Genomic DNA, 24,923 nt, shown 5'->3' on the forward strand with positions numbered 1-24,923 from the left:
TGATTGACAAGCCAAAGGAAAACAAGCATCCATGATGACCAAAATCACTCGTAACATCCTTTTTCCTGTACATTTCCAGAACATGGCTTTGCTATCTGTTATTTGCTTTTGCCTGCTTTGTTCCACCGTTGCTGCCCAGGAAGCCTCCAAAGCAGTGACGTGGATTGAACAATTAGAGCATGCACAAGGTGGGTATACGGATCGACCAAAAGGCACGGTCAGTGTGATGTCAACCACTGCGGGCGTGCGAGCACTGGGCTATTTTGGCAGTAAACCCAAGAAACCGGCAGATTGTGAGAAGTTCATCATCTCCTGCTTCGATCCCCAGACAGGTGGATTTGCTGCATCACCGAAAGGGAAGCCTGCAGTCGTCCCCACTGCCGTGGCATTAATGGGTCTGAAAGCACTAAATTCTAAGTTTGATATTACCAAAAGCCGCACCTATTTAGTACAGAACGCTCATACTTTTGAGGAACGTCGGCTCGCGATTGCGGGTATGGAAGCATTCCCACCAATTCCTGCGGAGGTTTCACCTTGGTTGACCACTGTGAAAGCGAGTGCCAATCGATTTGGTGTTTTTGGTCCCGAAATGGGCACCACTTGGGATACCGGCAGTGTTGCAGCTATGGTTTTGCGAACGGGCAGCCAATTTCCCAAATCGCAGCAGGACATAATTGCAAACTTTCTGATAACTGGTCAGACAGATGATGGTGGGTACTGGAATCCCACCACCAAAACCACGGATCTAGCCAGCACTTATCGCGTGGTGCGGGCAATTCATTTGTTGAAAGCGAAACCAAAAGATGAGAATAAAATGAAATCTTGGTTGGCGAAGTGTCAGAATGCAGATGGTGGATTTGGAAACGCACCTAAGCAACCTTCAACGATCTCTGCAACATATCAGGCGGGTATTATTCTGCACTGGCTTGCAACAAAAAATTAATTTCCAGCGACGACATTATTTTTCCACCCCTTGTCGCACTGTGCTTAAGATAACCTCCCACCGCACATAGGAGGATGGAATGAAATTGTGTATGTATTCGCTGGTGCTGTTGGCTGGCACCACTCAACTCGCTTCTGCAGCCGATTTCGCTGGCAACTGGCGACTTTCGGTTCCCATTCAGGGACAGCGAGAAAGCTTCGATCTGAACATGTTGTTTATGTTCAGTGAAGTAGACGGTAAGTGGATCGCCGATTTCCTGGATACGGTTCCGGTGATAAAAATTGAAGCGAAAACTTCCATCGTAATTCGCGAACAACAAATCAGCCTGGATATCACTTTTGGACCGAACCGCTGGAAGTTTGAAGGAAAAATGGCTGATGATGGCAAAATGATCAAAGGGACATTGGATCAGGATGGCTCGCTGATTCTACTGGATTTGAAGCCTACCAAACTGAAAAGTCTCAGTAAAGATCTGTTCCAGTTTCAGAAAGAATTGCTCGATAGCAGTGCCACCGATCAGGAATTTTTTGGCAACCTGTTTCTTGTGCTTGATGGTGCAGAAAAAAACAAGATGACCGAAGCGGACGTGCGTGCATATGTCGAAAAAGCGATGAAACGTGCCGAAGCCTATGGCACAAAATGGCAGGAAACAATCTCATTGCGGATTGCAGAACGTTTGATTGGCCAACAGGCGTTTATCGCCATTGCAGTAGAGCAGGCCAAACTGCCAGAGCGACTGTTGACTCGTGACGATACTCTGCTGAAACAACTAACTACTTTAGAGCGAATTGCCCAGATTTTTGAAAACAAGCGGGACGCCGAATTCAAAGAATACATGGCGAAAGTGGCTCGCCTGGAACCACGGGTATATGCAGATTACCTTCGCAATCAATTTCCATTTCAACCAGAAGCGTATGCCGGTCGTAAAGCTGCCAGCAACCGCGTTGCAGTTGTAGAACTATTCACAGGCAGCGAATCCGAAGGCAGCGTGGGTGTCGATCTGGCTGTTACAGGTTTGTTACAATCGTACAAACCAACGGAATTGCTCGTGCTGAGTTACCACGTGAATATTCCCGGACCAGACCCTTTAGCCAATGCGGAGACGGATGAAAGACTGAATTTTTACATCATCGATCAGGAAAAACAAAATACCCCGGCAATCTTTATTAATGGTAAAGAAGAACTGAGCGGGGGAGGTTCCGCAAAGTTAGCTCGCGCCAAGTACGCTGCTTACAAAGAATTGATTGACCCATGGCTGGAAAAACCTGCAGAGGCAAAACTTGCTGTCGCAGCTACGGGAAAGGGCGATGATATCACCATTAAAGTAAATTACGCAGATATTGCTAAACCAGGCGAAAAAATTATCCTGCGCTTTGTGGTAACGGAAGAACGGGTTCGCTTCAAAGCTGGTAACGGCCAGATCTATCACCACGCAGTGGTACGTGCCACCCCTGGAGGGACAAAAGGGTTCCCACTTACTGAAAAAACTGGTGAAAAATCACTTGCTATTAAGGTGAGTGAGTTAAAAGCTAATCAGATCAAGGCAATGGATAATCTGGAAGCTCGTGCGTTGCGGGCTGGTGTCAACTTCAAATTCTCCAGCAGACCACTTGATTTCAAAAACCTGCAGGTCGTTGCACTGATTCAAAATGATGAGACTAAGGAGATTATTCAGGCAGCCGCAGTAGCACTACCGGAATAACATGTCTGGAATAGAAGCAGTTTCTGTTTGAAACGAGTCCAAATCTAACTCAAACCCACCACAATTTAGTGATTGAACAAGAATGCCGGACTGTTAATCAGTGCCCACACCAGGTCCTGAGCACCAGTGACGCGGGTATCAGGTGATGGTGCCAGACCTAAATTAGCCATTTCCTGCTGGTAAGCTGGCACAGTTTTGCGATGGTAATCGCGAATTGCCGCACGTTGAGCTTCATTTCGCTTCTCTGCAGGAACCGCAAGTAGATTCCGCAATCGCCCATCGACCCCGTCCTGCAGATTCGGCTTGCCATCATTGGTGGTGCTCCAACGGAACTTACCAATCGAATGCTTCATCCCATATTCAAACTTCATCGTAATTTGAATGGTTACTGGCTGTTCATTCCCCAGTGGTGCGGCAAACGGGAACAATGCCGTGTGGCCTTTGCCAAATTCAGGGCTGATTGCCCAGCCAGTTTTGGGATTACCATCAAAAATTTTCCCTGGATCAAAGTTTGCTTGTGAAAAACTGGCTTTTGGTGCGACCACTTTCACTACGAGCGGCAAGCCCCACTTACTGCCACCTGGGACAATAATGTTTAATGATGTCAGCACAAAGTTACCATTATCCGCACGTCCAGGTCCTTGTGCTGGCAAACTCGAATCTGGAAAAACGTCCAATTTCAATGCAGTCAAATTTTTCAGATTTGACCTCAAAGTCAGATTATAAGTATCTACTGGTGGGTTACGATTGCTGACTGTCACCGTCTGATCGGTGGGGCTTACGGTCAGGGTTGCTTTGCCAGTCGAACTTGGTCGAGTGACAACTGCGGGCTGCCAAAGTGGCGCAGAGCCCAGTGATTTTTCCCACGCAGCCTGACGAGCATCGATCTCCTGCTCTAATTTCTTAAATTTAGTTAACTTTTCCTGATATGCATTGATCAGGACCTGGTGGTCTGCTTTTCCAGCGGCTAATGCCTTCAGTCCCACTTCAATCTCCGCGGGGGTGGGATAGCGATTTAACACACTTAAGTACAGCTCTTCCAGGTATTTACGATCATCAGGGAACTTCAAAGCCAGTTTGGCAATATAGTTATTGGGGTCATTGATTGCGTTTGCCAGAATTGGCCCATTGACCAGATTCAGAATCGGTCCCAGTGCCAGGTTGGAAGATCGCTCGCATTCACAAGCACTTTCACGTACTGGTTTGCCGAACAAATCTAGGAAACCACTGGGCAAATTCACTGATCCATCAACTAATTGTGCCGCACGGGATCCCGGTGGTAATCCAGGCAATTTCGTGGTGCTGCCCGTAACACGGTGCATTGCATCGTAGAGAGCTTCCGCCGAGAGTCGCCGCACAACTGCGTGGGAGTAGTTAATATTATCGTTGGCATTCCACGAGTTCGTTTTAACAGACAATTGGTAGGTGCGTGACAGGCATATTGTTCTAATAATTTTGCGAGTATCAAAACCACTATTGATAAATTCTTCCGCAAGTTTATCCAGCAGTGCTGGATTGGTAGGGGGATTACCAGCGCGGATATCATCGACAGGTTCAATGATCCCCACCCCTGTCAGGTAGCTCCAGAGTCGATTGACGTAACTCTTTGCGAAATAAGGGTTTTCCTTAGCGGTCATCCAGTCTGCTAACTGAGTTCTCCGTGCCACTTTGGGATCAATCGTGCCCGCATGATCATATGGAAAGGCAGGTTTCGACACTTCGTTGGTGCGTGCATGGCGGATTTCGCCCGAATTGGTATCGGCGATCACTTCCACGAGTGGCACAGCGCCTTCGACAGCAGACCCACCAATCTTTTTACCTTTGTACGCAGGATCTTCACGTCGGGAAATCTGGGTGAAGAAAGCAGCCATTTCGTAATATTGGTCTTGAGTCCATCGTTCGAATGGATGGTCGTGGCACTTATTGCAGTTAAAGCGAATTGCCAGAAACAGGTGGGTGGTATTCTCCATCGTATCTTCTGGATTTCGCAATACTTTGTAATACGCTGCGGCAGGATTAGCGACGTTGGAACCACTACCCGTGAGAATTTCTCTGGCAAACTGGTCATACGGTTTGTTATCTTCCACCGATTTGCGAATGTAATTTCGCAATGCTACTGCACCGACATCGCCCAGAAACTTGCGGTTTACCTGCAGAAGATCGGCCCACTTGTTCGTCCAATGCTCCACATAATCCGGTGAACCAATCAGCTCATCCACCAGTGCGGTGCGTTTCTCCCGCATAGGACGTTGATCAGCCAGGAATTTTCGCACGACATCCGCTGTGGGTGGAAGCCCAGTTAAATCGAGATAGACACGACGAATAAATTCGGCATCGGTGCACACTTCACTAGGAAGGATCTTCACACGCTGCAATTTTTCGTAAACCAGATCATCAATGTAGTTAAATGATTCCGGGTTATTCCAGGAAAAGCCCGTTTTATCACCCATCACCACTATGGTGCTGGCTGCATAAGCACCTTCATAACGTGCCAGCATGGTGGCTTCCCCGCGTCGTAGGGTGCTGACCAGCCCGGTTTTATCAATCGTAGCAACTTCCGTATTGCTGCTATCAATAAACGCTTCTGCACTAACATCCCTTACCGTGCCATCTGCATAGGTGGCATAAACAGAGAATTGCTGCTGATCGCCTATTTTGTTGATTGTGGGATTGCTGGGATAAACGGCAATCGATTTCACACGAGGGGTATCCAGGTCAAGCTGAACTCCTTGAGCCACCCACTCTCGCACAATTTCGTATCCACGGTCGCCAGGCTGCCAAAGCACCCCACCTGCGTGGGGAACCGCACCAGCAGGTTTTAACAACATGAGGCTCCGTGCGGGATCTGCCCGATTGAACCGTCGACCTTCCAGATCGTCTGTTAACGCACGGTGATCGTAGATCGGATCGTACCCACGCAAGCTCAGTTTGAAGCCGTTTTTACCATCCTTCGAACCATGACAGGTACCCTGATTACAACCCAGTTTGGACATTACCGGTGTCACATCCCGCACGTAGCTGATTTTGCTTTTGCCAGCAAAACCGGTAACTTTGACGGGTATTTCTACTTGCTGACCAGCATATTCCACCTTGATTGATCCACTGCCGTCTTTGGTCGAAGTGACCATACCCAGTTTGCTGATTGACACGAAATCGGGCGCTGCAAATTTTGCAGCCCGAGTCACGTCGATCACGTTGGCATTATCAAAGGTTGCGGTAATCAGCAGTTGCGAATATCTGAATGGATTATCGAGATTGATTTCAAATGGCTTTGCCGACAATTGAACCAGTTTTGGTGGTGGAGTTTGCGCCAAGCCCATCATCGGCAACAACATCAGGCATGTTGTGACAATTGTGGTAACAAATCGTTGTTTGTTCATGAGTCGCCTTTCAAAAAATCTACGTGTGGCAGGAAGATATATTCTACCACAATCCAATCATTGATGGAAATTGATTTTTTACCAAAAATTCATTCACAGCAGTGTTTAACGGGCGCCGATCTTGTCAAAGGTCAGAAGCGTAAATGGGGCGATACTAACGACATAGACACTGCCATCTGCTCCTGCTGCGATGCCTAATGGTTGCCAGGGTGTCATCGAACCATCTTTCTCCTTTCGAATTGTGTGGTGCCAAGGCTTGGGCTTGCCCTGTTCATCAACGAATGTGGTGAAATCAGGATTCGCCAGCCGAACAGGCCCGTGGTTCTTTGGCGAAGCATCTCCCGGGGTATAGCTCACCAGATGCATCAGCGGCCCACCCGGTCGGCGTTGCTCCGTTACTGCCATCCAAACTTTGCCATTGGGTGCGACACACATCGCACGACAGTCGGTTGCAGCGGCTTGGGGCAATAATTTCCCTAACGCCTTACCATGTAAGGTGTTACCGCTTTGTGTCAAATCAAACTGGTACAGTTGGTTGGTAGACATTTCCACGCTGTAAAGCAGTTTTCGATCTGATGTGGTATCCCAGTTCAGGATCGCACCTGCACGTCTTAATGAGTATTCCGGTAGCTTCCCATCGATAGTGACCAGCAATTGTTCCAGTTTTGCCGTTGCGGAGTCATAACGCACCACGTTCCCACCAATTGCGGGGTGATATGCCCTCCTTTTTTCATCCAGCACTATAAAGGCATATGCATGCTCAAAATCCCCTAAGTCCTTGTATTTCTTAGACTTAAGATCGAAAATCATAAACCGCGTGTGATCAATCGGACGGTCGTCGGAACATGTCGATACATATACCAGACCATTGACCTCGTCCGGCATCACACTGGCAAGGCCATGTTTGGGGTATGGGATGCCAAATTGTTCGCATTTGCCCTCTTTCGGATCGTATGTCAGCAGGTACCCACCGGGGTAACCTGCCCGGGTCTCACCTTTTTCTGGATAACCTTGCTTCGAACCCACATAAATCTTGCCGGTCAGTTCTCCCACATTGTTGCGAGTGTGGATCTTTGCCTGTGCTGCAAATCCGGTGGCTTTAGAACCAATTTCCTTCATGACATCCATGACCATGCGGGTCTTGCCCGTTTTCGGATCATGCTCCAACAAGTAACCATTCACCCCATATTTGGCAGAACCAATGTAAAGTAAGCCGTTTTTCCCTTCGATGATTGAAAAATAACCGCTCTCCTGATTCGTAAACTCACTGGGAAGTTTTGTAGCCTTCGCCTCCAGCCACGGCATGGGCGATTGCCCAACTACGATCGTCGTGCAACAAAGCCAGACAATGAACACTGCCTTCATATTTTTCTCATCTTTTGATTGATTTGGGAATTACACCCGTGGCATGCTTCCACTGGGTGGGTTGGTAGGCAATTTTTAATTCAGGCGTTTCCACCCGTTTGCCAGTGTTCTGACTGCTGATCGCCGCATCCAGCATACCGGTGGTCAGCAAGGTGCGTTCCAGTGGGTATGGAGGCTTGCCAGTTTTCATCATAAACTCAATTGCAGTAACCAGTTGCGCGAAATGAGCAAACGGATCGGGCTGCTGCAGATAAAAGTGGGTGGCAACTGGTTCTTTGCTGCCTTTTTGCTGCGTGGCGAAACAGAACGCCCCACCGTCACCTTCATACAGGTAACCATTCAGCATCGCCACTGCCGCCTGAAAACCATCGCGGTAATCAATCAGGTAGACAGCAGCATCGCGTGCCTTGCTGGTAATCTGTCGAATGTCCCCACGTGCGTGTGCAGGAACCACACCTAAAGCCTTTTCCAGTAGGGACTTAGAAAATGCCCCATGGTCCAGCGCCTGCCAGATCGCTGCACCTTGAAGTGCGGTAACTGCAGAAACACCCGTTTCCCCACCCTTGCGGCGTTCTACCATGCACTGCAACGATTCCAGTGCGTGAAAACCGTAACCTTCCAGTGGGCCATAACCAAGCTGAACCGCTTCAGTGATTTCCGCACCGATCGGCAGTTCGAGATCTGGTTTGCGCCAAGTAACTGGTAAGGATGAACCCGCAAACATTGGAATCTTCAATTTTTTTGCCTGTTCGTACATCCAAAAAGCATCTATCCAACGTGCGGAAAGGTGTTTGTCGTTGAAAACAGGCACCACGGTGCCAGTTTTGGCAAAAACCTTCACTATCTCCTCAAAAAATTTCCTGCGGGGATACAAAATTTGCCCACGATCGTTTTTGGGGTATTTTCCATGCTCTCCCACAATGATGACGCCATCGACGCCAAGCTTCCCACGTGGGTCCAGCAGCGCTTTCTCGATGCTGTCAACAATGGAAAATTGGTATTTTTTTGCCAGGTCCCTACTCATGTCATTTGCAGGAAACTGATCCACATACATAGTGGTGATTTCCATGTCGTAAAGATTTTTACCATCGTAATTGGGGCCTTCAAGGATTTTTCCGATAATCACATCCGCATGGGAATGACGCCGATATTCCGTGATGATGGCAGCTATTTTCTTTGGCATGCTTTGCAGGTGCTGGCGAAGAATTACCCGCCTATCATGCCAAATCGGAAATCAAGGTGCAACAAAATTGCCCCACAGTTTGTACTGAAGCATTCCATCACCTTCTGCAGAATACAATGAACTTCAAAATCACTGCTGGTGACATTTGGCCTGCGGAACGGCGGTAAGGAACACAATGGTTGAAAACGATCGCTTCGGGATGGTTCGGGTGGCTGCTGCAGTCCCACAATTGGCCTTGGCAAACCCAGGAAAAAACGCTGTCATTGCCAAAAACCTGATGGTGCGAGCCCAGTCGCTGGATGTGGACGTGCTGGTTTTCCCTGAGCTCAGTCTCACTGGATATACCTGTAACGAACTTTTTTTTCAGAAGGAACTGCAGGATGCAGCCAGGAATGCCCTACAACAGCTGATCCATGATTCGGAGAAACATTTTGCCGGTATCCTCATTGTGGGCCTGCCACTGTCCATCAATCAGGTCTTATATAACTGTGCAGCTATAATAAGTCAGGGACAATTGCTGGGCTTGCAACCAAAAACGTATCTCCCCACCTACAAAGAGTTTTACGATCGCCGTTTTTTTGCACCTGCTTTTGCCGCACTGGTAGATTTTGTTGAATTCGATGGCGATCCGATTCCATTTGGAACAGACCTGCTCTTCACAGCTGCAAACGTGCCCGATTGTACATTGGGAATTGAAATCTGCGAAGATTTGTGGACACCCATTCCGATCAGCTCGCAGATGTGCCTCGCCGGTGCGACTATTATTGCCAATTTATCGGCCAGTAATGAAACCATCGGCAAAGTGACCTATCGCAGAGACCTGGTGGTGCAGCAATCTGCGCGCTGCATGAGCGGGTATATTTACGCTGGTGCCGGCGTGGGAGAATCCTCCACAGACCTGGTATTTGGCGGTCATGCATTAATCGCAGAAAATGGGACACTGCTGGCTGAAAGTGAGCGATTTTCACGCACTGATCAATTGTTGGTCCAGGATATCGACCTGGACCGTCTGCGAGTCAACCGCCAGACAACAAGCACATTTGTTGATGGTGGTATGGTGAACGACCTGCCAAACTACCGCACCATTGGCTTTGAACTGCCAGAAAAGAAAACCAGTACCCGCACACTACGTTCCATCGACCCCCACCCGTTTATTCCCAAAGCAAGCATTGAATTGAACCAACGGTGCGAAGAAATTTTTCACATACAGGTCGCTGGACTGGGACGACGATTACACGCTGCCAAACCGGAAAAGATTACCATTGGCGTTTCCGGTGGTCTGGATTCGACCCTTGCACTATTGGTGCTCTGGAAAACATTAAAGGATTGTGAGATTCCTGCTGAACGAGTGCGTGCCTATACTATGCCCGGCTTTGGTACGACCCCACGCACCTTGCAAAATGCACGTCAGTTAGGCCAACACCTGCAAATCAGCATGGATGAGGTGGATATTCGCCAACTTTGTTTTGACGAGTGGGTGCTGTTGAAACACGCACCATTTGGCATAAATCTTGACAATTTTACACTCGATCAATTGTCAGACCAATTATTGCACCTCCCACCTGAAAAAAAGGCTGATCTCGTATTCGAAAATGTGCAGGCACGTGCCAGAACGTCAATTTTAATGAATTCTGGATTTGTGATTGGTACTGGGGATCTGTCGGAACTGGCCCTGGGATGGTGCACATACAACGCTGACCACATGAGCATGTACAATCCCAACGTCAGCATTCCGAAAACGCTGGTGAAGTTTCTGGTGCGGTGGATCGCAGATCACGAATTCAGTGGCCCGACGCGGGAAACCCTGTTGGACATCGTAGCCACCGAAATTTCGCCAGAACTCTTACCAATCAGTGCCGATGGTAAAGTGCAATCGACGGAAGCCACTATTGGTAAGTACGAACTGCACGATTTCTTTCTGTACTTCTTTCTTCGGTTTGGAATGCACCCACGGAAAATTGTCTGGTTGGCAGAACAGGCCCGCTTCGATCACCCGTATACCGGTTCTCAGATTCGGGAACAGTTGCAATTGTTTTTACGGCGATTTTTCCAGAACCAATATAAGCGGTCGTGTATTCCAGATGGGCCCAAGGTGGGTTCCGTTTCTCTTTCCCCACGTGGGGACTGGCGGATGCCCAGCGATGCTCAGGTGAATGCGTGGATCGAGAGTCTGAATCATTAAAGAAAAATGAAGATCAGACCAGTTCTGGGAGTGGCTGGGCGTTTTCTTCCACCAGATATTGAGGCCGACCGTTCAAATCAGTAATGGTGGCCTGATTGACATCGATGCCAAGATTGTGGTAAAGGGTAGCGTAAATTTCACCAAATGTTACCGGTCGCTGTGTTGCCTCCCCACCCAACCTGTCGGTGGCTCCAATTACCTGCCCGGTTTTCATCCCACCACCTGCGAGCAGGGCACTATTGACCTGTGGCCAGTGGTCCCGACCCACCTGATTACTGATTTTCGGGGTGCGGCCAAACTCACCAGTGATAACCACCGTGCAATCCTTGTCCAATCCACGATGTTTCAGATCTTCGATCAGAGCACTGACGCACTGATCAAAAATCGGGAAGTCTTCCTGTTCTCGCACGAAAATGGAGTTGTTCGCCCGGCCTTCCGTATTCCTGCCGCCGTGCCAGTCCCACTTGCTGTAGTTCAGGGTAACCACACGGGCACCGGCTTCAATCAAGCGACGTGCGGCCAGCATACTTTGCGGAACACGTGGTGCACCGTTGCCATCAATCATTTTCGTCGGATCGCCGGTTCCATACCGATTCACCACGCGGGGATCTTCTTTGGAAAGATCCAGGGCATCTGCCATCCGTGAAGAGGTCAGTAAGCCAAACGCCTGTTGATGGAACGTGTCCATTCCCTGAATCATCCCTTTTGCGTCAAAATCGCGTCGAATCGTATCGAATTGCTTCAATAACTGCTTGCGATCCCCAAATTGGTCCACAGAAACCCCACGCAAAGTCATGTTATCCCGTGATGGACCCATTGGTCGAAAGGGCGAGTGGGATGCCCCCAGAAACCCAGGGCCAGGTTCGTTGTACGGACCGTGCGTGCAGGTATAACACAGGCTGATGAACGGTGGTGTTGCAGGATTGGTTGGCCCCTGTATTTTTGCAACAGTTGAACCGAACTGTGGCCACCCACCTGCGGGTGCTTTATCTTTGGGATTGTGGCCATTAAATACCTGAATAGCATCGTGCCCAGCCTGATTGCCCACCAAAGACCGAATGATTGCCAGTTGATCCATCATCCCAGCCAGCTTCGGAAATGCTTCACAGATCTGGATGCCATTGACGTTTGTCGCACGTGGCTTCCAGGGACCTGCAATTTCCTTCGGTGCATCTGGTTTCAGGTCAAACATATCCTGGTGTGGTGCCCCACCCACCAGATAGATGAAGATCACTGATTTGTTGGAAGAGCGGATTCCCGCTTCTGATTCGGCCCGCAACAAGTTTGGCAATGTCAGTCCTGCAGCACCAAAAGTGCCAAATTTCAGGAAACTACGTCGCGACTGTGATTGAGTTGAAGATACTGGTCGGAACACTTGCAATCGACTCCCGCAGGAAGTTTGGTAGGGGGGGGGAGTATAACTTAACCAACGCAGGAGTACAAGCGAAAACTTCATTCTACATGCACGATTTCGAACATACGTCGCAGCGCAACATGAAGTATTCGTTTAACCCTTGTCGATCTTTATGAAAAAGTGGACAATAGCGCAGACCTGCACTCAATACCATAATTCGGGTTACCGATGTTTTTTCATTGTCCTTACTGTCAATTCAAAATTACGGTCAAAACTGCACCGAAACCTGGAAAATATCAGCCAAAATGCCCCAAGTGCAATGGCAAAATTGTGCTGCTGGTCCCAGGTGAAGATCCTGCATCCTGGACTGCAGAACGAGTACCCGGTGAATTGCCAGCTTCGCTGACGGACGCTACCTTTGTGGGTGCAGATGCATCGATTTCAACTTCACCATCGGGTGAATCTGCAGCAATGGCTGATCGAACTGTATCACTGGCGCCAAAATCAGCACCGATTGGGGCTGATGCTAATGCAACAATGCCCAGTAGCGCCAATGTAGCTGGCTACGATACCAACGACGCCACACAGATGGTTACCAGTAATCCCAATCTGGAATCGACGATCAGCCACCAGACCAGGATGGATGAGGCAGACAGCGAGTTTACTGTGGCAACGCAGCACACAAGCAAATCCCGGCCTATGTCCAGCAGTGGTGAAGAACTTGCAGAAAAAATTGGTAGTTATGAGATCATTAAGGAACTGGGACGGGGTGGGATGGGGGCGGTCTATCTGGCTCGCCAACTGTCTCTGGATCGTCCTGTTGCACTGAAAGTAATGAAAACCGAATGGTCGCAGGATGCGATTTTTCTGGCACGCTTTACTCGCGAAGCATTTGCAGCGGCCCAATTAGCCCACCACAACGTGGTTCAGATCTACGATATTGGCGAAGATGATGGCACCAATTTTTTCAGTATGGAGTTTGTTGAAGGACAGTCCCTGGGCGATGCTCTGAAAAAAAATGGCCCTATGCCCGTTGAACAGGCACTGAGTTACATTTTGCAGGCAGCGCGCGGGTTAAACTATGCCCACAGTCGTGGGATGATCCATCGCGATATCAAGCCAGATAACCTGATGTTGAACGTCCACGGATTGGTCAAAGTAGCTGATCTGGGTCTGGTTAAGACCCCCACGATGAATGAAGATGACGATCAACTCGAAAGAAAAAAAACCGAACCGGAAGTGGGATCGTTTGGTTCCAGTCTGCGTTCGCTGCCCTCGGATATTACAATGGTGAATACCGCTATGGGCTCACCTGCGTATATGTCTCCAGAGCAATGCCGCAATGCTTCTGCTGTGGATGCTCGATCCGATATCTATTCGCTTGGCTGCACGCTGTACGCGCTGTTGCGAGGTGCCCCACCTTTCAGTGGGCAGTCAGTATTCGATGTCATGTCAAAACATGCCACGGAACCCATGCCGGCAATCCCTGGTATTCCTGCCTCCGTTGGAAAACTGATCGAAAAAATGACTGCCAAAGAGCCTGGTGATCGTTTTCAGACCACCACAGAATTGATTGCAGCAACGGAAGAAATTCTGAAGGAACTGGCAGGCACTTCGAATCGAGCCACGGAGCAACTACAGACGTTTGAATTATTAGCAAAACAATTCCAATCGACGCCAGCAAAATTGCGAAAAAAGACCGTAGTACGTGGGGCCGCAGTTGTCGCTCTGATTGCCGTGGTGGTGGGTTACCTGGCTGGTGGGTGGCTTGCAGGTTCCAGTCTATTGCTGACGGCGGTACAAACTCTCCTCAGTTACTTTGTGGTCGATGGCATCCTGAACCGAACCTACATCTGGAAACGCACCCGCCAATATCTGTTTGGGGCACGCCTGAACGATTGGCTGATGGCCACCGCATTCATCATTCTGGTAATACTCGTGCTTTGGTTTACAGGGCTGTTGTGGGTATGGGTGGGGGTGTCCATTGTTTCCGTTGGTATTGCGTTTACCGCCGTCATTGTGCTGGACCGCCCAATCAAAGTACAGCAACAGAAAGTGCTAGCTGGCATCGATCAACTGCTGCGTACCATGCGGGTACAGGGAATGGATGAGGAATCTCTCAGAGATTATGTTTGCCAGAACAGTGGCCCACGCTGGGAAGAGTTATTTGAGGCAATTTTCGGCTATGATGCGAAAATTCACGCCAGAGCAAAATTTGCAGAAAATGAGAACTTCCGCACAACGAAGTTTGGTGGGTGGCGTGATCCGATTATTCAATTTTTTGATCGGACAAATGCAGAACGTCAGAAAAGAAAAGATTTGAAACACCTCGAGAAAATTGAAGCAGCTCGATTCCGTGCCCAGGGAATGGATCAGCGTGCTGCGCAGTTGCAGGCGGCGGCTAATGCTGACGACTTTGTTGAAAAAGTGAATCGATTGCGGCAACAGAAAACCGAAGTGGTAAACATTAAAGAAATTCTCACAAAATCGGAAAAACCCAGTCAGCCCAGCAATCGCCCACCAGTTAATCCAGTCAAGGTGGTAGATCAGTTGCTCTTTGGCTGGCAGACCCGTTTTCTGCTGGCAGCGCTGTTGATTGTACTTGGTGGCCTTTGGGTCAAGGCATATCGGGCGCAAATCGCTGCTGCTACAGAACTTGCGAAGAAAATCGATATTTCTGCGAACAATCAGCAAGACAGCCAGGAAGCCGCACTGAAGGCAGCAGGTTCATTGCGTGTGTTGTTGCAGCGTGGTATTCCAATCGACCTGCCCGTGTTTGGTACATTCCGCTGGGTGGATTCACTAAACGCTCTCGTGGCTGGCTTGATTTTGCTACTTTCCGTATTCACTGGCTCCAGAAAACGCCAGTTAGTGATGCTCCTCGCAGCAGTTGTGACCGCTTCGTTACATTTCGTGCCAGGTATCCCCACGTTGGGACCTATTGCCCCACACCACCTTGGAATGCTGGCGGGCGTGTCACTAACCATTTTGGCAATTGTTCTCTTCAAACCAGCCGAAGAACTTGTCGAAGACGACGAAGAGTAAGTTCTCATCGATTCTTCATTGGAATCTGGGATGGTAATCAATGACCGAAGCTAATATAACAAGTTAGTTATCTGGAGAACTGATGATTACCACATCGGCTGCCATTCACTGCGAACAAATTGCGAAAACTTACCCAGGCAAGACGCCCGTTGAAGCGGTGCGTGGAATTGACCTGACCATTTCCGTGGGGGAATGTTTTGGGCTGTTAGGACCCAATGGCGCTGGCAAAACCACCACGATGGAGATGATTGAAGGATTGCTCGATCCCACGTCGGGCAATATTTCCATCCTTGGCAAATCATGGCAAACAGACGCCACCGCTATCAGGCAGAAAATCGGCATCTCCTTACAGGAAACGGTCATGTCCGACAAACTGACGGTTGCAGAAACCGTTCGTTTGTTCCGCAGTTTTTACCCTGAAGGTCTGACACCGGATGAAGCGATTGCCCGCGTTTCTTTACAGGAAAAATCGAACAGTTATGTCGTGAAACTGTCCGGCGGACAGAAACAGCGTCTCGCCGTAGCCTGTGCTATTGTTGGCGATCCGGAAGTGCTATTTCTGGATGAACCGACGACTGGTCTTGATCCCCAGTCTCGTCGCCAATTGTGGGAATTCATCCAAAGTTATCGAGCCCGCGGCCGCACAGTGATGATTACCACCCACTACATGGATGAGGCAGAAAGGCTTTGTGACCGCGTGGCAATCGTCGACCACGGTAAAATTATCGCTTGTGGCACCCCCAAAGAACTTATTCTGCAACTAGGTGGGGAACATATGATCGAATTCGAACTGGAAATCACCGGGGAAACACCCAAACCGGAAGCATTTGAAATACTACCGGGAACCAGTCATTGTCGTCATGCTGGGCAAAGTTATGCAATCTCGGCGACGGAACCACATATTGCCCTGCCTGCACTCATGAAACACCTGCAGAGTCATGGCTACAACCTGACCACGCTTACCACGCGGCATGCCACTCTGGAAGATGTATTTGTGAATCTCACAGGCCGCCAATTACGTGAAGGAAACTGATTTCGATGGAACCGAAACGTTATTCGGCGATCTGGGAACTGACCCGAGCCCGTATTCGAGAATTTTTCCGAGAACCCGCCGCTGTATTCTGGGTATATTGCTTCCCATTATTGATAGCGCTGGCACTGGGAATTGCCTTCCGTGAGCGTCCTGTGGAACGAATCACGGTGGACATTGACCCCACTGGGCTGTCCGAAGCAAAAATTGCAGAAACTACCCAATTATTGCAGCAGGATAGCCGATTGGTGGTACGCACCGCAACAGCTGATTGGCAAAAACAGTTAGCTGCGGGCAAAACTGACCTGATTATTGCCCCCAAGGATACTGGCTATTTATTCTGGGACGAAGTCAACCGCCCGGAATCCGTGCTGGCACGCCATGCTGTTGAAGCGATTTTATTACGGCAGGCAAATGCCAGCGGCCCACCGATTGAAACAAAACATCTGGAACAACCTGGCAGCCGCTATATCGATTTTCTACTCCCAGGCTTGCTGGGCATGAACCTGATGGGTGGGGGTCTGTGGGGGATCGGTTTTGTCATCGCCGACATGCGAGTGCGGAAACTGCTTAAGCGATTTTTAGCCACACCCATGGTGCGGCGGGATTTCCTTCTGTCTATCATGTTCAGCCGACTGATCTTCACAATTCCCGAAGTGCTGGTACTGTTATTATTCGGATACCTGCTTTTTGACGTGCGAAATCAAGGCACCCTGCTGGAACTGATTACTGTCATTTGCCTGGGTGGTTTTTGCTTTGGTGGCCTGGGTTTACTGGTTGCCAGCAGGGTGAAAACGATTGAATCGGTTTCCGGTTTAATGAATGCAGTGATGCTCCCGATGTACGTCGTATCGGGCGTATTCTTTTCATCCGAACGGTTCCCGGAAATCGTGCAGCCACTCATTAAAGTACTCCCCCTGACCGCACTCATCGACAGTTTGCGTGGGGTGATGCTGGAAGGCAAGCATCTCACCCAATTGATGCAGGAAATCATCATCATGCTGGCATGGGGTGGGATTGGCTTCGTAATCGCTTTGAGAATCTTCCGGTGGAAATAAAACCACAATATCACACAACAATCACATAGCAATATCACAATATTGCGATTCTAATTGATAATTGAGCAGTTATGAAAATTAAACAGATCAAGGCGTATCAGGTTGATTTACCTTTACATGAAACCACTTATCGCTGGTCAGGTGGGAAATCGGTTACCGTGTTTGATAGCACTATTGTGGCCGTGGAAACCGACACTGGGCACATTGGTTATGGCGAAGTCTGTCCTTTGGGACCATTTTATCTGCCCGCTTACGCGGCGGGGGTGCGTGCCGGGTTAGTGGAATTAGGGCCCCACCTGATTGGGCAGGACCCACGCGAAGTGGGGAAACTGAACCGCTTGATGGATTTTGCCCTGAAAGGCCACCCGTATGTCAAAACCGGCATCGACATCGCCTGCTGGGATCTTTTGGGGCAGCACGCAAACCTGCCGATTTGCGAACTGCTTGGTGGAAGATATGGCGAATCATTCCATCTGTATCGGGCCATATCGCAGAATACTCCTGAAGCAATGGCGGCAAACGTGGCTGGCTATCTGGCAGAAGGCTACCACCGATTTCAATTAAAGACTGGCGGTGATCCGGATGAAGATATTGCACGAATCCATGCGGTGGCAGATATCATGAAGCCAGGTGATCGACTTGTTTCAGATGCGAATACTGGCTGGAGCCAGCATGAAGCGATTCGTGTGGTCAATGCTGTTCGTGATCGCGATGTCTACATCGAACAGCCCTGTTTCAGCTACCAGGAATGTTTAAATGTCCGCAGGAATACCAACTTGCCATTCATTCTTGATGAAGTTGTCGATTCTCTGGAAATGTTGCAGCGTGCCTGCAGCGATCTGGCAATGGATGTTGTCAATCTGAAAATCAGTAAGTTCGGTGGGTTGACCAAAATTAAACTAGCTCGCGATTTCTGTATTTCCATGGGTATTGCAATGACCCTGGAAGATAGCTGGGGTGGTGATTTTGCCACAGCAGCCATCGCGCACCTGGCACACAGCACCCCTACCGAGTTGTTATTCAGCAGCACCGACTTTAATAGTTATGTCACGGTCTCTACGGCATTCGATGCACCCCAGCGAATTAATGGACGACTTGCAGCTCCCACAAAGCCTGGTTTGGGGATCACCCCACGAATGGAAGTGCTGGGGAATCCTGTTCTCACCGTGGGCTAACATATTTTTTCATCATTGGTACTGAGGAATCACGCTACTTAATTGATTTAATTGTCAGCAATCAGCACCCACAGTTCTGCTATCATGGCATCGAGTTCTTCGATGGTTTTTCTGCATCTCGATTGCCCGAACTGATTTCTGCCATGTTAACAGCACCTTCTTTTGAATGAATGGATTATCCTGACAATGATTTGAGAAAGTGCCTTGCCCAGCAGGTGCGTGAATATTGGCAACTGATTTCCTCTCAAGATGTTGTTGTGCATCCGCCCTGCCACTTTCATCTTTTTTTCATTTCAGTAGCTACTCTTGCCCCATAGAATGTCTAGGAAACACAATATTACAAAATTGATTTTCGTAATACGGATCATCTGTATGAGAACTTTCTTGCTCACCTTGGTACTGTTAATTGCAAGTTCATCATGTGGCTTCTGCCATTTCCATATGCTTCTCCCTTCTTCCACTAGTGGGAAGAAAGGGGAATCGATGAAGATCTCCTACTCATACGGACACCCATACGAGCATCAGACCTATCCCGCATCAGCACCAGCGAAAACCGTTCTGGTGATGCCAGACGGTAGTGTAAAAGCAATGGAAAATTGGCAGGAAATCAATATTGCTGGAGAAGGCGAAGAAAAAGTAAATGCTTTTCAGCTCGAGCTCACTCCACCTGCACGTGGGGATTACACGTTGATTGTCACGTCGCCACCAATTTGGATTCCAGAGGAAAAAGCCTACCACGTGGATCAGACACGCGTGACAATTCATGTTGAAACTCAGAAAGGTTGGGACAACCGTGGGACTAACGAAAAAGAATTCAGTTTGCAACCACTGACACGACCATACGGCATTCTCTCAGGCACCGCATTCAGCGTTCAATGCGACCTTTCAGGTGCCCATCTGGAAACGGAACGTTATCTGCCAGAGGCACCAAAAGTGCTTCCGCCAGACGAATTGATTACGTTTACAGCAAAATCAGATCGAACTGGTAAAGCCGTAGTCAGTCTGCCCGACCCTGGATGGTGGTGCATCTGTGCTACAAAAGAAAATGCTGGTACCATGGCAAGCCCAACAGGTGAAATGGCTCCGGTCCACCATCGTGCTGCGATCTGGGTCTACGTAACAAAGAAGTAACAAAGATATGAATTCTCCGTTATTTGCAGTTCACATTGCAGACAGCATTTTATCCACTACCTACGTAGAAGTTGGATACCTGCTTGCTACGTTGCTGATCGCGGTAGGATCATATCGCTTTTCCGAATCGGATATTGTCCGCGTTGGAATGCTCAGTGCTGTTTTTTTTGTAGCATCTACCATCAATATTCGCGTCGGTCCCACTTCGGTTCATTTACTGATGAACGGGCTACTGGGGGTGATTCTCGGCCGGAAGGCAGTTTTGGCAATATCCATAGGCCTGCTGCTTCAGGTATTGTTGCTGGCACATGGTGGGTATTCCAGCCTGGGATGTAATATAGTCATCATCTCTTTGCCTGCACTTATGGCAGGTAGCATTTTCCGTTTTCTTCGAAAAACGCCTATGGTTGCTGGTGCGTTGGCAGGTGCATTCGCTGTCACGGGTGCTGTTGTCCTCAATTGGCTGGTTTTGGTTGCTGGTGGGAATGAAGATTGGCGTTATCTGGCCACCGTGATGGGGTTTGCCCACCTGCCAATCATTGGGATTGAAGCTGCGATTGTGGGAGCTACTGTAAAATATCTTGCAAAAGCCAAACCGGAATTACTCGGCATCCAAACGACAGAAACTGGCCCAGTGAAATCGTTGTAAGTTATTTTTTCTCAAGAAATTCCATCAACACGAGTGCTGCCACAATTCGCCCAGAGAAGCACGTTGCAATTGTGCAATCTGGGCAATACCGTCCTGTCCTAGTTGCAACATCTGCTGTAATTGTGTCCCAGTAAAGGTAGTTTCTTCACCAGTCCCCTGCACTTCGATGAATTCCCCCTTACCCGTCATCACAATATTCATGTCAACTGCAGCATCACGATCTTCTACGTAGGGAAGGTCCAGCACCGCTGTCTCTTCAACAATCCCCACGCTGACAGCTGCAACGGAATTCGTCAAAATAGCCGTAATTGGTGGGAGGGTTTCTTTCAGATTCGCCAGTGCAAGGTATAGTGCTACAAAAGCGCCGTTGATGGCGGTGGTGCGTGTACCGCCATCAGCCTGCAGAACATCGCAATCCAGCCACAAAGTACGCTCACCTAACTGGCTCAGGTCAACCACAGCCCGCAAACTTCTGCCAATCAAACGTTGAATTTCAACTGATCTGCCATCCACTTTCCCTGCTTTATCACGTTGTTTCCTTGAATGAGTGGAACCGGGAAGCATCCCGTATTCGGCAGTCAGCCAACCAGTCCCTTTACCCACCAGAAACGGAGGAACAGAATTCTCCACCTGACACGTACACAGCACAACGGTGTTGCCACAGCGCACCAGCACACTGCCGGTGGCATTCTTGGTGAAATTCAGTTCAAAATTGATCGGACGCAATTCATTGAACTGGCGACCATCCTGCCTTTGATAGGGCATTAATACACCTTTTCTTCAGTAAATAACCATTCAAGAATTGCTTTCTGTGCGTGCATGCGATTACCAGCTTGTTGAAACACCAGACTCACTGGTGATTCGATGACACCATCGGTAATTTCTTCCCCACGATGGGCGGGCAAACAGTGCATCACCCGCACATGTAGCGGGGCTTTCTTAATCATTTCTTCATTTATTTGATACCGCTTGAACTTTTCCAGTCGGATTTCGCGCTCTTTTTCCTGTCCCATGCTGGTCCAGACATCGGTATAGAGCACATCCGCCATGCTGGCAGCTTCCATCGGATCACGAATTTCGTGGGGAATAGCACCATCAACGGAACTGGCATAGGTTTCTTCAAAATCTTTCGGAAAACCGTATCCTTCCGGGCAGGAGAGGATAAACTGCATCCCCAGTTTCCCACAAAGCACTGCGAGAGACAGGGCAACATTATTGCCATCGCCAATAAAAACTACTTTTTTGCGTTCGTAGCTACCAAACGATTCCTGAATCGTCAGAATGTCTGCCATTGCCTGACAGGGGTGGGATGTGTTGGACAATCCATTGATTACAGGAACAGTGGCAAATTTCGCAACTTCCGCAACAGTACGATGATCAAACACCCGCATGACAATCGCATCGACATACTGGGACATCACTCTGGCAAAATCTGCCGCAGATTCGCGTTCACCAAGCCCGACTTCACTGCCATGGATAAACAGGCTTTCCCCACCCAACTGAGTAATTCCCGCCTGAAAACTCACGCGGGTGCGTAAAGAGGGCTTTTCGAACACCAGGGCAACAATCTTATCCCGCAGCGGGTGGTGCATGATCCCTTTTTTCAAATCACGTTTGATATCCGCAGCACGGTCAATCATGTGCCGCAGTGTTTCCGGGGAATGGTCAATAATTCGAAGAAAATCTTTCATAAAACGCCAGTCTCCTATGAAATGGCGTCAGCCGACAAAAAATAAAATAATTAAGACAGCGTGGATAACACGCTCATTAGAATTTCACACCCACGATCTATCTCCTCATCGGAAATATTCAGAGCAGGCAATAATCGAATCACTGTCTGGTGGGTGCAGTTAATCAATAATCCGCGCTTCAGGCACTCAGCCACCACTGGGGCACCATCGCTAGCAATTTCTATGCCAATCATTGCACCTTTGATCCGAATATCCCGAATTAAGCCTGATTTTTGGGAAAAATCAGCGGCGTGGGACCGAAAACGCTCTCCTATCGCAATTGCTCGCTCCAGGAGATTGTCCTCTTCAATTGTCCGAATTGTAGCCAGTGCAGCGACGCACGCAATTGGATTGCCACCAAAAGTAGCAGCGTGCGTTCCAGGCACCAGCTTACTGGCAACTTCCGGGCGGGCCAGCAGGCCACCTAACGCAACCCCACCTGCAACTGCTTTGGCCAACGTGATAATGTCCGGCTGAATGTTCCAATGTTGGTGGGTATACCACTTGCCGGTGCGTCCCATCCCAGTCTGAACTTCATCAAATATTAATAAAATCCGGTGCTGGTCGCACAATTCGCGCAAGCCTGCAAAAAAATGATCCGTGGGAATATTTACCCCACCTTCACCCTGGATTGGCTCCAACATCACCGCGATTGTTTCCGGATCGATTGCCTTTGCCAGTGCATCCAGATCGCCGTAAGGCACATAAGAGAAGCCGGGCAACATCGGTCCGACACCCTGATGGTATTTTGGCTGGGCCGTAGCAGAAAGCGAACCGAATGTCCGACCATGAAAACTGTTGTGCATGGTGATGATTTTGTACCGATCACCCATGGCACCGGTCTGTTTACCATTCAGGCGGGCCAGTTTAATTGCGGCTTCGTTGGCTTCCGTCCCGCTGTTGCAGAAAAATGCCTTGCCGCCAAAAGTTGTTCGGGTGCTTAATTCTTTTGCAAGTTGTCCCTGAGGAATGGTGTACCAGGTGTTCGGAACGTGGATCAATTCCGCCACCTGTTTCTGTACCGCTTCCACAATTGCAGGTGGACAATGCCCAAGCAGACCACAGCCCCATCCCGGGAAGAAATCGAGATATTCTTTTCCTTCCGCATCCCAAACACGTGAACCAGCCCCACGTACCAGACAAACCGGATAACGTGTGTAATTACCAATAACGTATTCCTGAAAGAGGCTGATTACTTCCGGTGATGTCATGCGGTTCATTCCTGGGAAATCTGATCAATTAGTAAATTCTAAAGAACACATTCTGTTCCAATAGCCGTTGATGGATCGCAATCCAGCAACAAAGAGTAAGCTCGCCTTCCGTCGATGATTTTTGCACGCTGGACGCCAGCCTGCAATGCCTCAAAACAGGCTTCTACTTTCGGCAACATCCCACCATCGATGACGCCTGCAGTTTCTAATTCTCTTCGCAACGTCGGGGCCAGGCGATGGATCAAGGAAGACGGATCTTTTGGTTGTTGTAACAATCCCGGGGTGTCGGTCATCATGTATAACCGCGAGGATTTTAGTGAAGCTGCCACAGCGCCCGCAGCAGTATCTCCATTGATATTTAACCAGCCACCATCAGGACCTTGTGCAATACAAGGGATTACTGGCACAGCACCAGCATCAAGAACCTGTTGAATGGCAGCCCGGTTGACACGAGTGACACTGCCAACATGACCCAGGTCAGTGGTGGTGCCGTCTGCGTTTTGCAGAAAAAACTGTTCGCCAAACAGCACCTGATAGTCCCCAAGGTGCATTGACTGAGCAGGTACGCCAATGTCTGATAGCTGTTCACAAAGTTGCCGATTGATCGTATTAGTCAAGGTATCAACGACAATCGCAAGTGTTTCGATGTCGGTGTATCGTCTGCCTTGTACTTTCCGTGGTGTCAGCCCTGCAGCCGCCATCGCCTGATCGATCGCTTTTCCACCACCGTGGATCAATACCGGGTGAACCTCAAGTTGCTGCAAGAGCCAGATTGATTCCAGAGTGGCAGAAACCTGCTGGGGGTCTTCCATGGCACTACCGCCCAGCTTAATGACAAATATTGCCCCACGCTCGTGCTGCAATGATCCAGCAATCATCCGCAAATCGGCAATCGTATTCGGTAATGTTGCTGCCAGCATGTACGATGTACCCACATCACGGGAAAAAAGCAGTGTAGACCCGGAGGCCATCAGCGTCAATGGATAACGAAATTACATTTTAAAACTTCTTTGAACGATAACGAGATATCTCGGTGGGAATTGGTTCAGGCAATTTTCGGCTGCAAGGAAGATTTGTTGGCAGGTGGGCGATTTAATTTCTTTTTTGCTCTACTGATAATTGGGCCAACGCTATTCAGTGGGATACCGGTAAGCGAACTGATTTCTTCATATGATCGGCCTTCAAGGTAAAACAGTCGAACAACTTCCCGTTCTTTATCTTTCAAACGAGACAAGAGATTATTCACTTCATCTGTTAATTGTGCTGCGGGTTCAGCAGGTAATACAACCTGTTCTTCGGACGTTCGGTTGGCTTTCCTTTCACGGTAGATTCTGGCAAGCTGGGTAGTGACGCATCGCTGGGCAATGATCGTCAAATAAGTGGCTAATGAACTGTCGCCACGGAATGAACGCAGCACGGTGAAGTCATTGGCAATAATTTGCAAAAATATATCCTGCAAAACATCATCCACTTCCGATTGCTGCAGGGGAATACATTTGGAAAATGAAACAGCACGAATGATGTGATGGAACAATCCTGCAAATCGATCGACAAAGTCGTTCCAGGAACCAGACTGCTGCTGCAGGCAGCGTTCAAGAAGTTCGCGATCATAGGGTAACAAAGCCACAAATCACCCAATTTGGTCGGGAGAGATCACCGTTATTATAACCCGCGGTGAGTATTATTGTTGGCAGTCAACTATGAAATGTTGCAAATCGAAAAAAACTTTATCCGAATAAACCCACTGAACAGACTTCCGGGTGGGTGGGGTTTCCGTTGAAATCC

Annotated in this window: 18 protein-coding genes; 9 read left to right on the plus strand and 9 right to left on the minus strand. The window is 48.9% G+C overall.

The window, feature by feature from the left end; translation table 11 throughout:
- Positions 1 to 31 precede the first annotated feature (31 nt).
- Together R3B84_08190 and R3B84_08195 are read left to right on the plus strand one after the other, a co-directional pair.
- Positions 32 to 943: a prenyltransferase/squalene oxidase repeat-containing protein gene (locus R3B84_08190; GenBank protein MEZ6140535.1), complete on the plus strand. Its 912-nt coding sequence runs from the start codon at positions 32 to 34 to the stop codon at positions 941 to 943.
- Positions 944 to 1,022: 79 nt separating this feature from the next.
- Positions 1,023 to 2,645, plus strand: a complete 1,623-nt coding sequence (locus R3B84_08195) for a hypothetical protein (protein ID MEZ6140536.1) — start codon at positions 1,023 to 1,025, stop codon at positions 2,643 to 2,645.
- 65 nt (positions 2,646 to 2,710) lie between these two features.
- On the opposite strand, the gene R3B84_08200 is transcribed toward R3B84_08195, so the two are convergent.
- The 3 genes from R3B84_08200 to R3B84_08210 all read right to left on the minus strand — a co-directional run bounded on the left by R3B84_08200 (position 2,711) and on the right by R3B84_08210 (position 8,573).
- Entirely contained in the window at positions 2,711 to 6,025 is a 3,315-nt protein-coding gene (locus R3B84_08200) for a DUF1553 domain-containing protein (GenBank protein MEZ6140537.1), read from the minus strand.
- Positions 6,026 to 6,130: 105 nt separating this feature from the next.
- Positions 6,131 to 7,390 carry a hypothetical protein gene (locus R3B84_08205; protein MEZ6140538.1) on the minus strand — a complete coding sequence of 420 codons (1,260 nt, stop codon included), beginning with the start codon at positions 7,388 to 7,390 and terminating at the stop codon, positions 6,131 to 6,133.
- Positions 7,391 to 7,397: 7 nt separating this feature from the next.
- A complete protein-coding gene (locus R3B84_08210) occupies positions 7,398 to 8,573 on the minus strand; it encodes a hypothetical protein (protein MEZ6140539.1) in 1,176 nt (391 codons plus the stop codon).
- A gap of 175 nt (positions 8,574 to 8,748) precedes the next feature.
- Here R3B84_08210 and R3B84_08215 point away from each other — a divergent pair, with 175 nt between their 5' ends.
- Positions 8,749 to 10,755 carry an NAD(+) synthase gene (locus R3B84_08215; GenBank protein MEZ6140540.1) on the plus strand — a complete coding sequence of 669 codons (2,007 nt, stop codon included), beginning with the start codon at positions 8,749 to 8,751 and terminating at the stop codon, positions 10,753 to 10,755.
- A gap of 13 nt (positions 10,756 to 10,768) precedes the next feature.
- On the opposite strand, the gene R3B84_08220 is transcribed toward R3B84_08215, so the two are convergent.
- Positions 10,769 to 12,130: a DUF1501 domain-containing protein gene (locus R3B84_08220; protein MEZ6140541.1), complete on the minus strand. Its 1,362-nt coding sequence runs from the start codon at positions 12,128 to 12,130 to the stop codon at positions 10,769 to 10,771.
- A 207-nt stretch (positions 12,131 to 12,337) separates the two neighbouring features.
- On the opposite strand from R3B84_08220, the gene R3B84_08225 reads away from it, so the two are divergent.
- The 6 genes from R3B84_08225 (at position 12,338) to R3B84_08250 (ending at position 20,197) form a co-directional block, all read left to right on the plus strand.
- Positions 12,338 to 15,154 (plus strand): serine/threonine-protein kinase, encoded by a 2,817-nt coding sequence (locus tag R3B84_08225; GenBank protein ID MEZ6140542.1) that lies wholly within the window; start codon positions 12,338 to 12,340, stop codon positions 15,152 to 15,154.
- A gap of 82 nt (positions 15,155 to 15,236) precedes the next feature.
- Positions 15,237 to 16,187, plus strand: a complete 951-nt coding sequence (locus R3B84_08230; GenBank protein MEZ6140543.1) for an ABC transporter ATP-binding protein — start codon at positions 15,237 to 15,239, stop codon at positions 16,185 to 16,187.
- Positions 16,188 to 16,192: 5 nt separating this feature from the next.
- Positions 16,193 to 17,242 (plus strand): ABC transporter permease, encoded by a 1,050-nt coding sequence (locus R3B84_08235; protein MEZ6140544.1) that lies wholly within the window; start codon positions 16,193 to 16,195, stop codon positions 17,240 to 17,242.
- 71 nt (positions 17,243 to 17,313) lie between these two features.
- On the plus strand, positions 17,314 to 18,417 hold the full coding sequence (locus R3B84_08240) for a cis-3-hydroxy-L-proline dehydratase (GenBank protein MEZ6140545.1): 1,104 nt from the start codon (positions 17,314 to 17,316) through the stop codon (positions 18,415 to 18,417).
- A gap of 441 nt (positions 18,418 to 18,858) precedes the next feature.
- Positions 18,859 to 19,548 carry a DUF4198 domain-containing protein gene (locus tag R3B84_08245; GenBank protein ID MEZ6140546.1) on the plus strand — a complete coding sequence of 230 codons (690 nt, stop codon included), beginning with the start codon at positions 18,859 to 18,861 and terminating at the stop codon, positions 19,546 to 19,548.
- A 7-nt stretch (positions 19,549 to 19,555) separates the two neighbouring features.
- On the plus strand, positions 19,556 to 20,197 hold the full coding sequence (locus R3B84_08250; protein ID MEZ6140547.1) for a CbiM family transporter: 642 nt from the start codon (positions 19,556 to 19,558) through the stop codon (positions 20,195 to 20,197).
- Between the two features lie 24 nt (positions 20,198 to 20,221).
- Here R3B84_08250 and rph read toward each other — a convergent pair whose 3' ends face one another.
- The 5 genes from rph to R3B84_08275 form a co-directional block, all read right to left on the minus strand.
- On the minus strand, positions 20,222 to 20,962 hold the full coding sequence (gene rph / locus R3B84_08255) for a ribonuclease PH (protein MEZ6140548.1): 741 nt from the start codon (positions 20,960 to 20,962) through the stop codon (positions 20,222 to 20,224).
- Positions 20,962 to 21,888, minus strand: coding sequence for an ornithine carbamoyltransferase (gene argF, locus R3B84_08260; GenBank protein MEZ6140549.1), 927 nt, complete (start codon positions 21,886 to 21,888; stop codon positions 20,962 to 20,964). Before argF ends, rph begins: the two co-directional genes overlap by 1 nt.
- A 50-nt stretch (positions 21,889 to 21,938) precedes the next feature.
- Positions 21,939 to 23,138, minus strand: coding sequence for an aspartate aminotransferase family protein (locus R3B84_08265; protein MEZ6140550.1), 1,200 nt, complete (start codon positions 23,136 to 23,138; stop codon positions 21,939 to 21,941).
- Positions 23,139 to 23,176: 38 nt separating this feature from the next.
- Positions 23,177 to 24,058, minus strand: a complete 882-nt coding sequence (gene argB / locus R3B84_08270) for an acetylglutamate kinase (protein ID MEZ6140551.1) — start codon at positions 24,056 to 24,058, stop codon at positions 23,177 to 23,179.
- 125 nt (positions 24,059 to 24,183) lie between these two features.
- Complete coding sequence (locus tag R3B84_08275) at positions 24,184 to 24,765, minus strand: RNA polymerase sigma factor (protein MEZ6140552.1); 582 nt, start codon at positions 24,763 to 24,765, stop codon at positions 24,184 to 24,186.
- Between the last annotated feature and the right edge of the window lie 158 nt (positions 24,766 to 24,923).

The sequence above is a fragment of the Zavarzinella sp. genome (assembly GCA_041399155.1).
Classification (GTDB): domain Bacteria; phylum Planctomycetota; class Planctomycetia; order Gemmatales; family Gemmataceae; genus JAWKTI01.

Excerpts from the sequence above, each read along its gene's own strand:
- argB (MEZ6140551.1), bottom strand. The coding sequence starts at position 24,058 with ATGCTGGCAGCAACATTACCGAATACGATTGCCGATTTGCGGATGATT.
- argF (MEZ6140549.1), bottom strand. The coding sequence starts at position 21,888 with ATGAAAGATTTTCTTCGAATTATTGACCATTCCCCGGAAACACTGCGG.
- R3B84_08215 (MEZ6140540.1), top strand. The coding sequence starts at position 8,749 with ATGGTTGAAAACGATCGCTTCGGGATGGTTCGGGTGGCTGCTGCAGTC.
- R3B84_08240 (MEZ6140545.1), top strand. The coding sequence starts at position 17,314 with ATGAAAATTAAACAGATCAAGGCGTATCAGGTTGATTTACCTTTACAT.
- R3B84_08230 (MEZ6140543.1), top strand. The coding sequence starts at position 15,237 with ATGATTACCACATCGGCTGCCATTCACTGCGAACAAATTGCGAAAACT.
- R3B84_08200 (MEZ6140537.1), bottom strand. The coding sequence starts at position 6,025 with ATGAACAAACAACGATTTGTTACCACAATTGTCACAACATGCCTGATG.
- rph (MEZ6140548.1), bottom strand. The coding sequence starts at position 20,962 with ATGCCCTATCAAAGGCAGGATGGTCGCCAGTTCAATGAATTGCGTCCG.
- R3B84_08265 (MEZ6140550.1), bottom strand. The coding sequence starts at position 23,138 with ATGACATCACCGGAAGTAATCAGCCTCTTTCAGGAATACGTTATTGGT.
- R3B84_08235 (MEZ6140544.1), top strand. The coding sequence starts at position 16,193 with ATGGAACCGAAACGTTATTCGGCGATCTGGGAACTGACCCGAGCCCGT.
- R3B84_08190 (MEZ6140535.1), top strand. The coding sequence starts at position 32 with ATGATGACCAAAATCACTCGTAACATCCTTTTTCCTGTACATTTCCAG.
- R3B84_08225 (MEZ6140542.1), top strand. The coding sequence starts at position 12,338 with ATGTTTTTTCATTGTCCTTACTGTCAATTCAAAATTACGGTCAAAACT.
- R3B84_08245 (MEZ6140546.1), top strand. The coding sequence starts at position 18,859 with ATGCTTCTCCCTTCTTCCACTAGTGGGAAGAAAGGGGAATCGATGAAG.
- R3B84_08205 (MEZ6140538.1), bottom strand. The coding sequence starts at position 7,390 with ATGAAGGCAGTGTTCATTGTCTGGCTTTGTTGCACGACGATCGTAGTT.
- R3B84_08250 (MEZ6140547.1), top strand. The coding sequence starts at position 19,556 with ATGAATTCTCCGTTATTTGCAGTTCACATTGCAGACAGCATTTTATCC.
- R3B84_08210 (MEZ6140539.1), bottom strand. The coding sequence starts at position 8,573 with ATGCCAAAGAAAATAGCTGCCATCATCACGGAATATCGGCGTCATTCC.
- R3B84_08195 (MEZ6140536.1), top strand. The coding sequence starts at position 1,023 with ATGAAATTGTGTATGTATTCGCTGGTGCTGTTGGCTGGCACCACTCAA.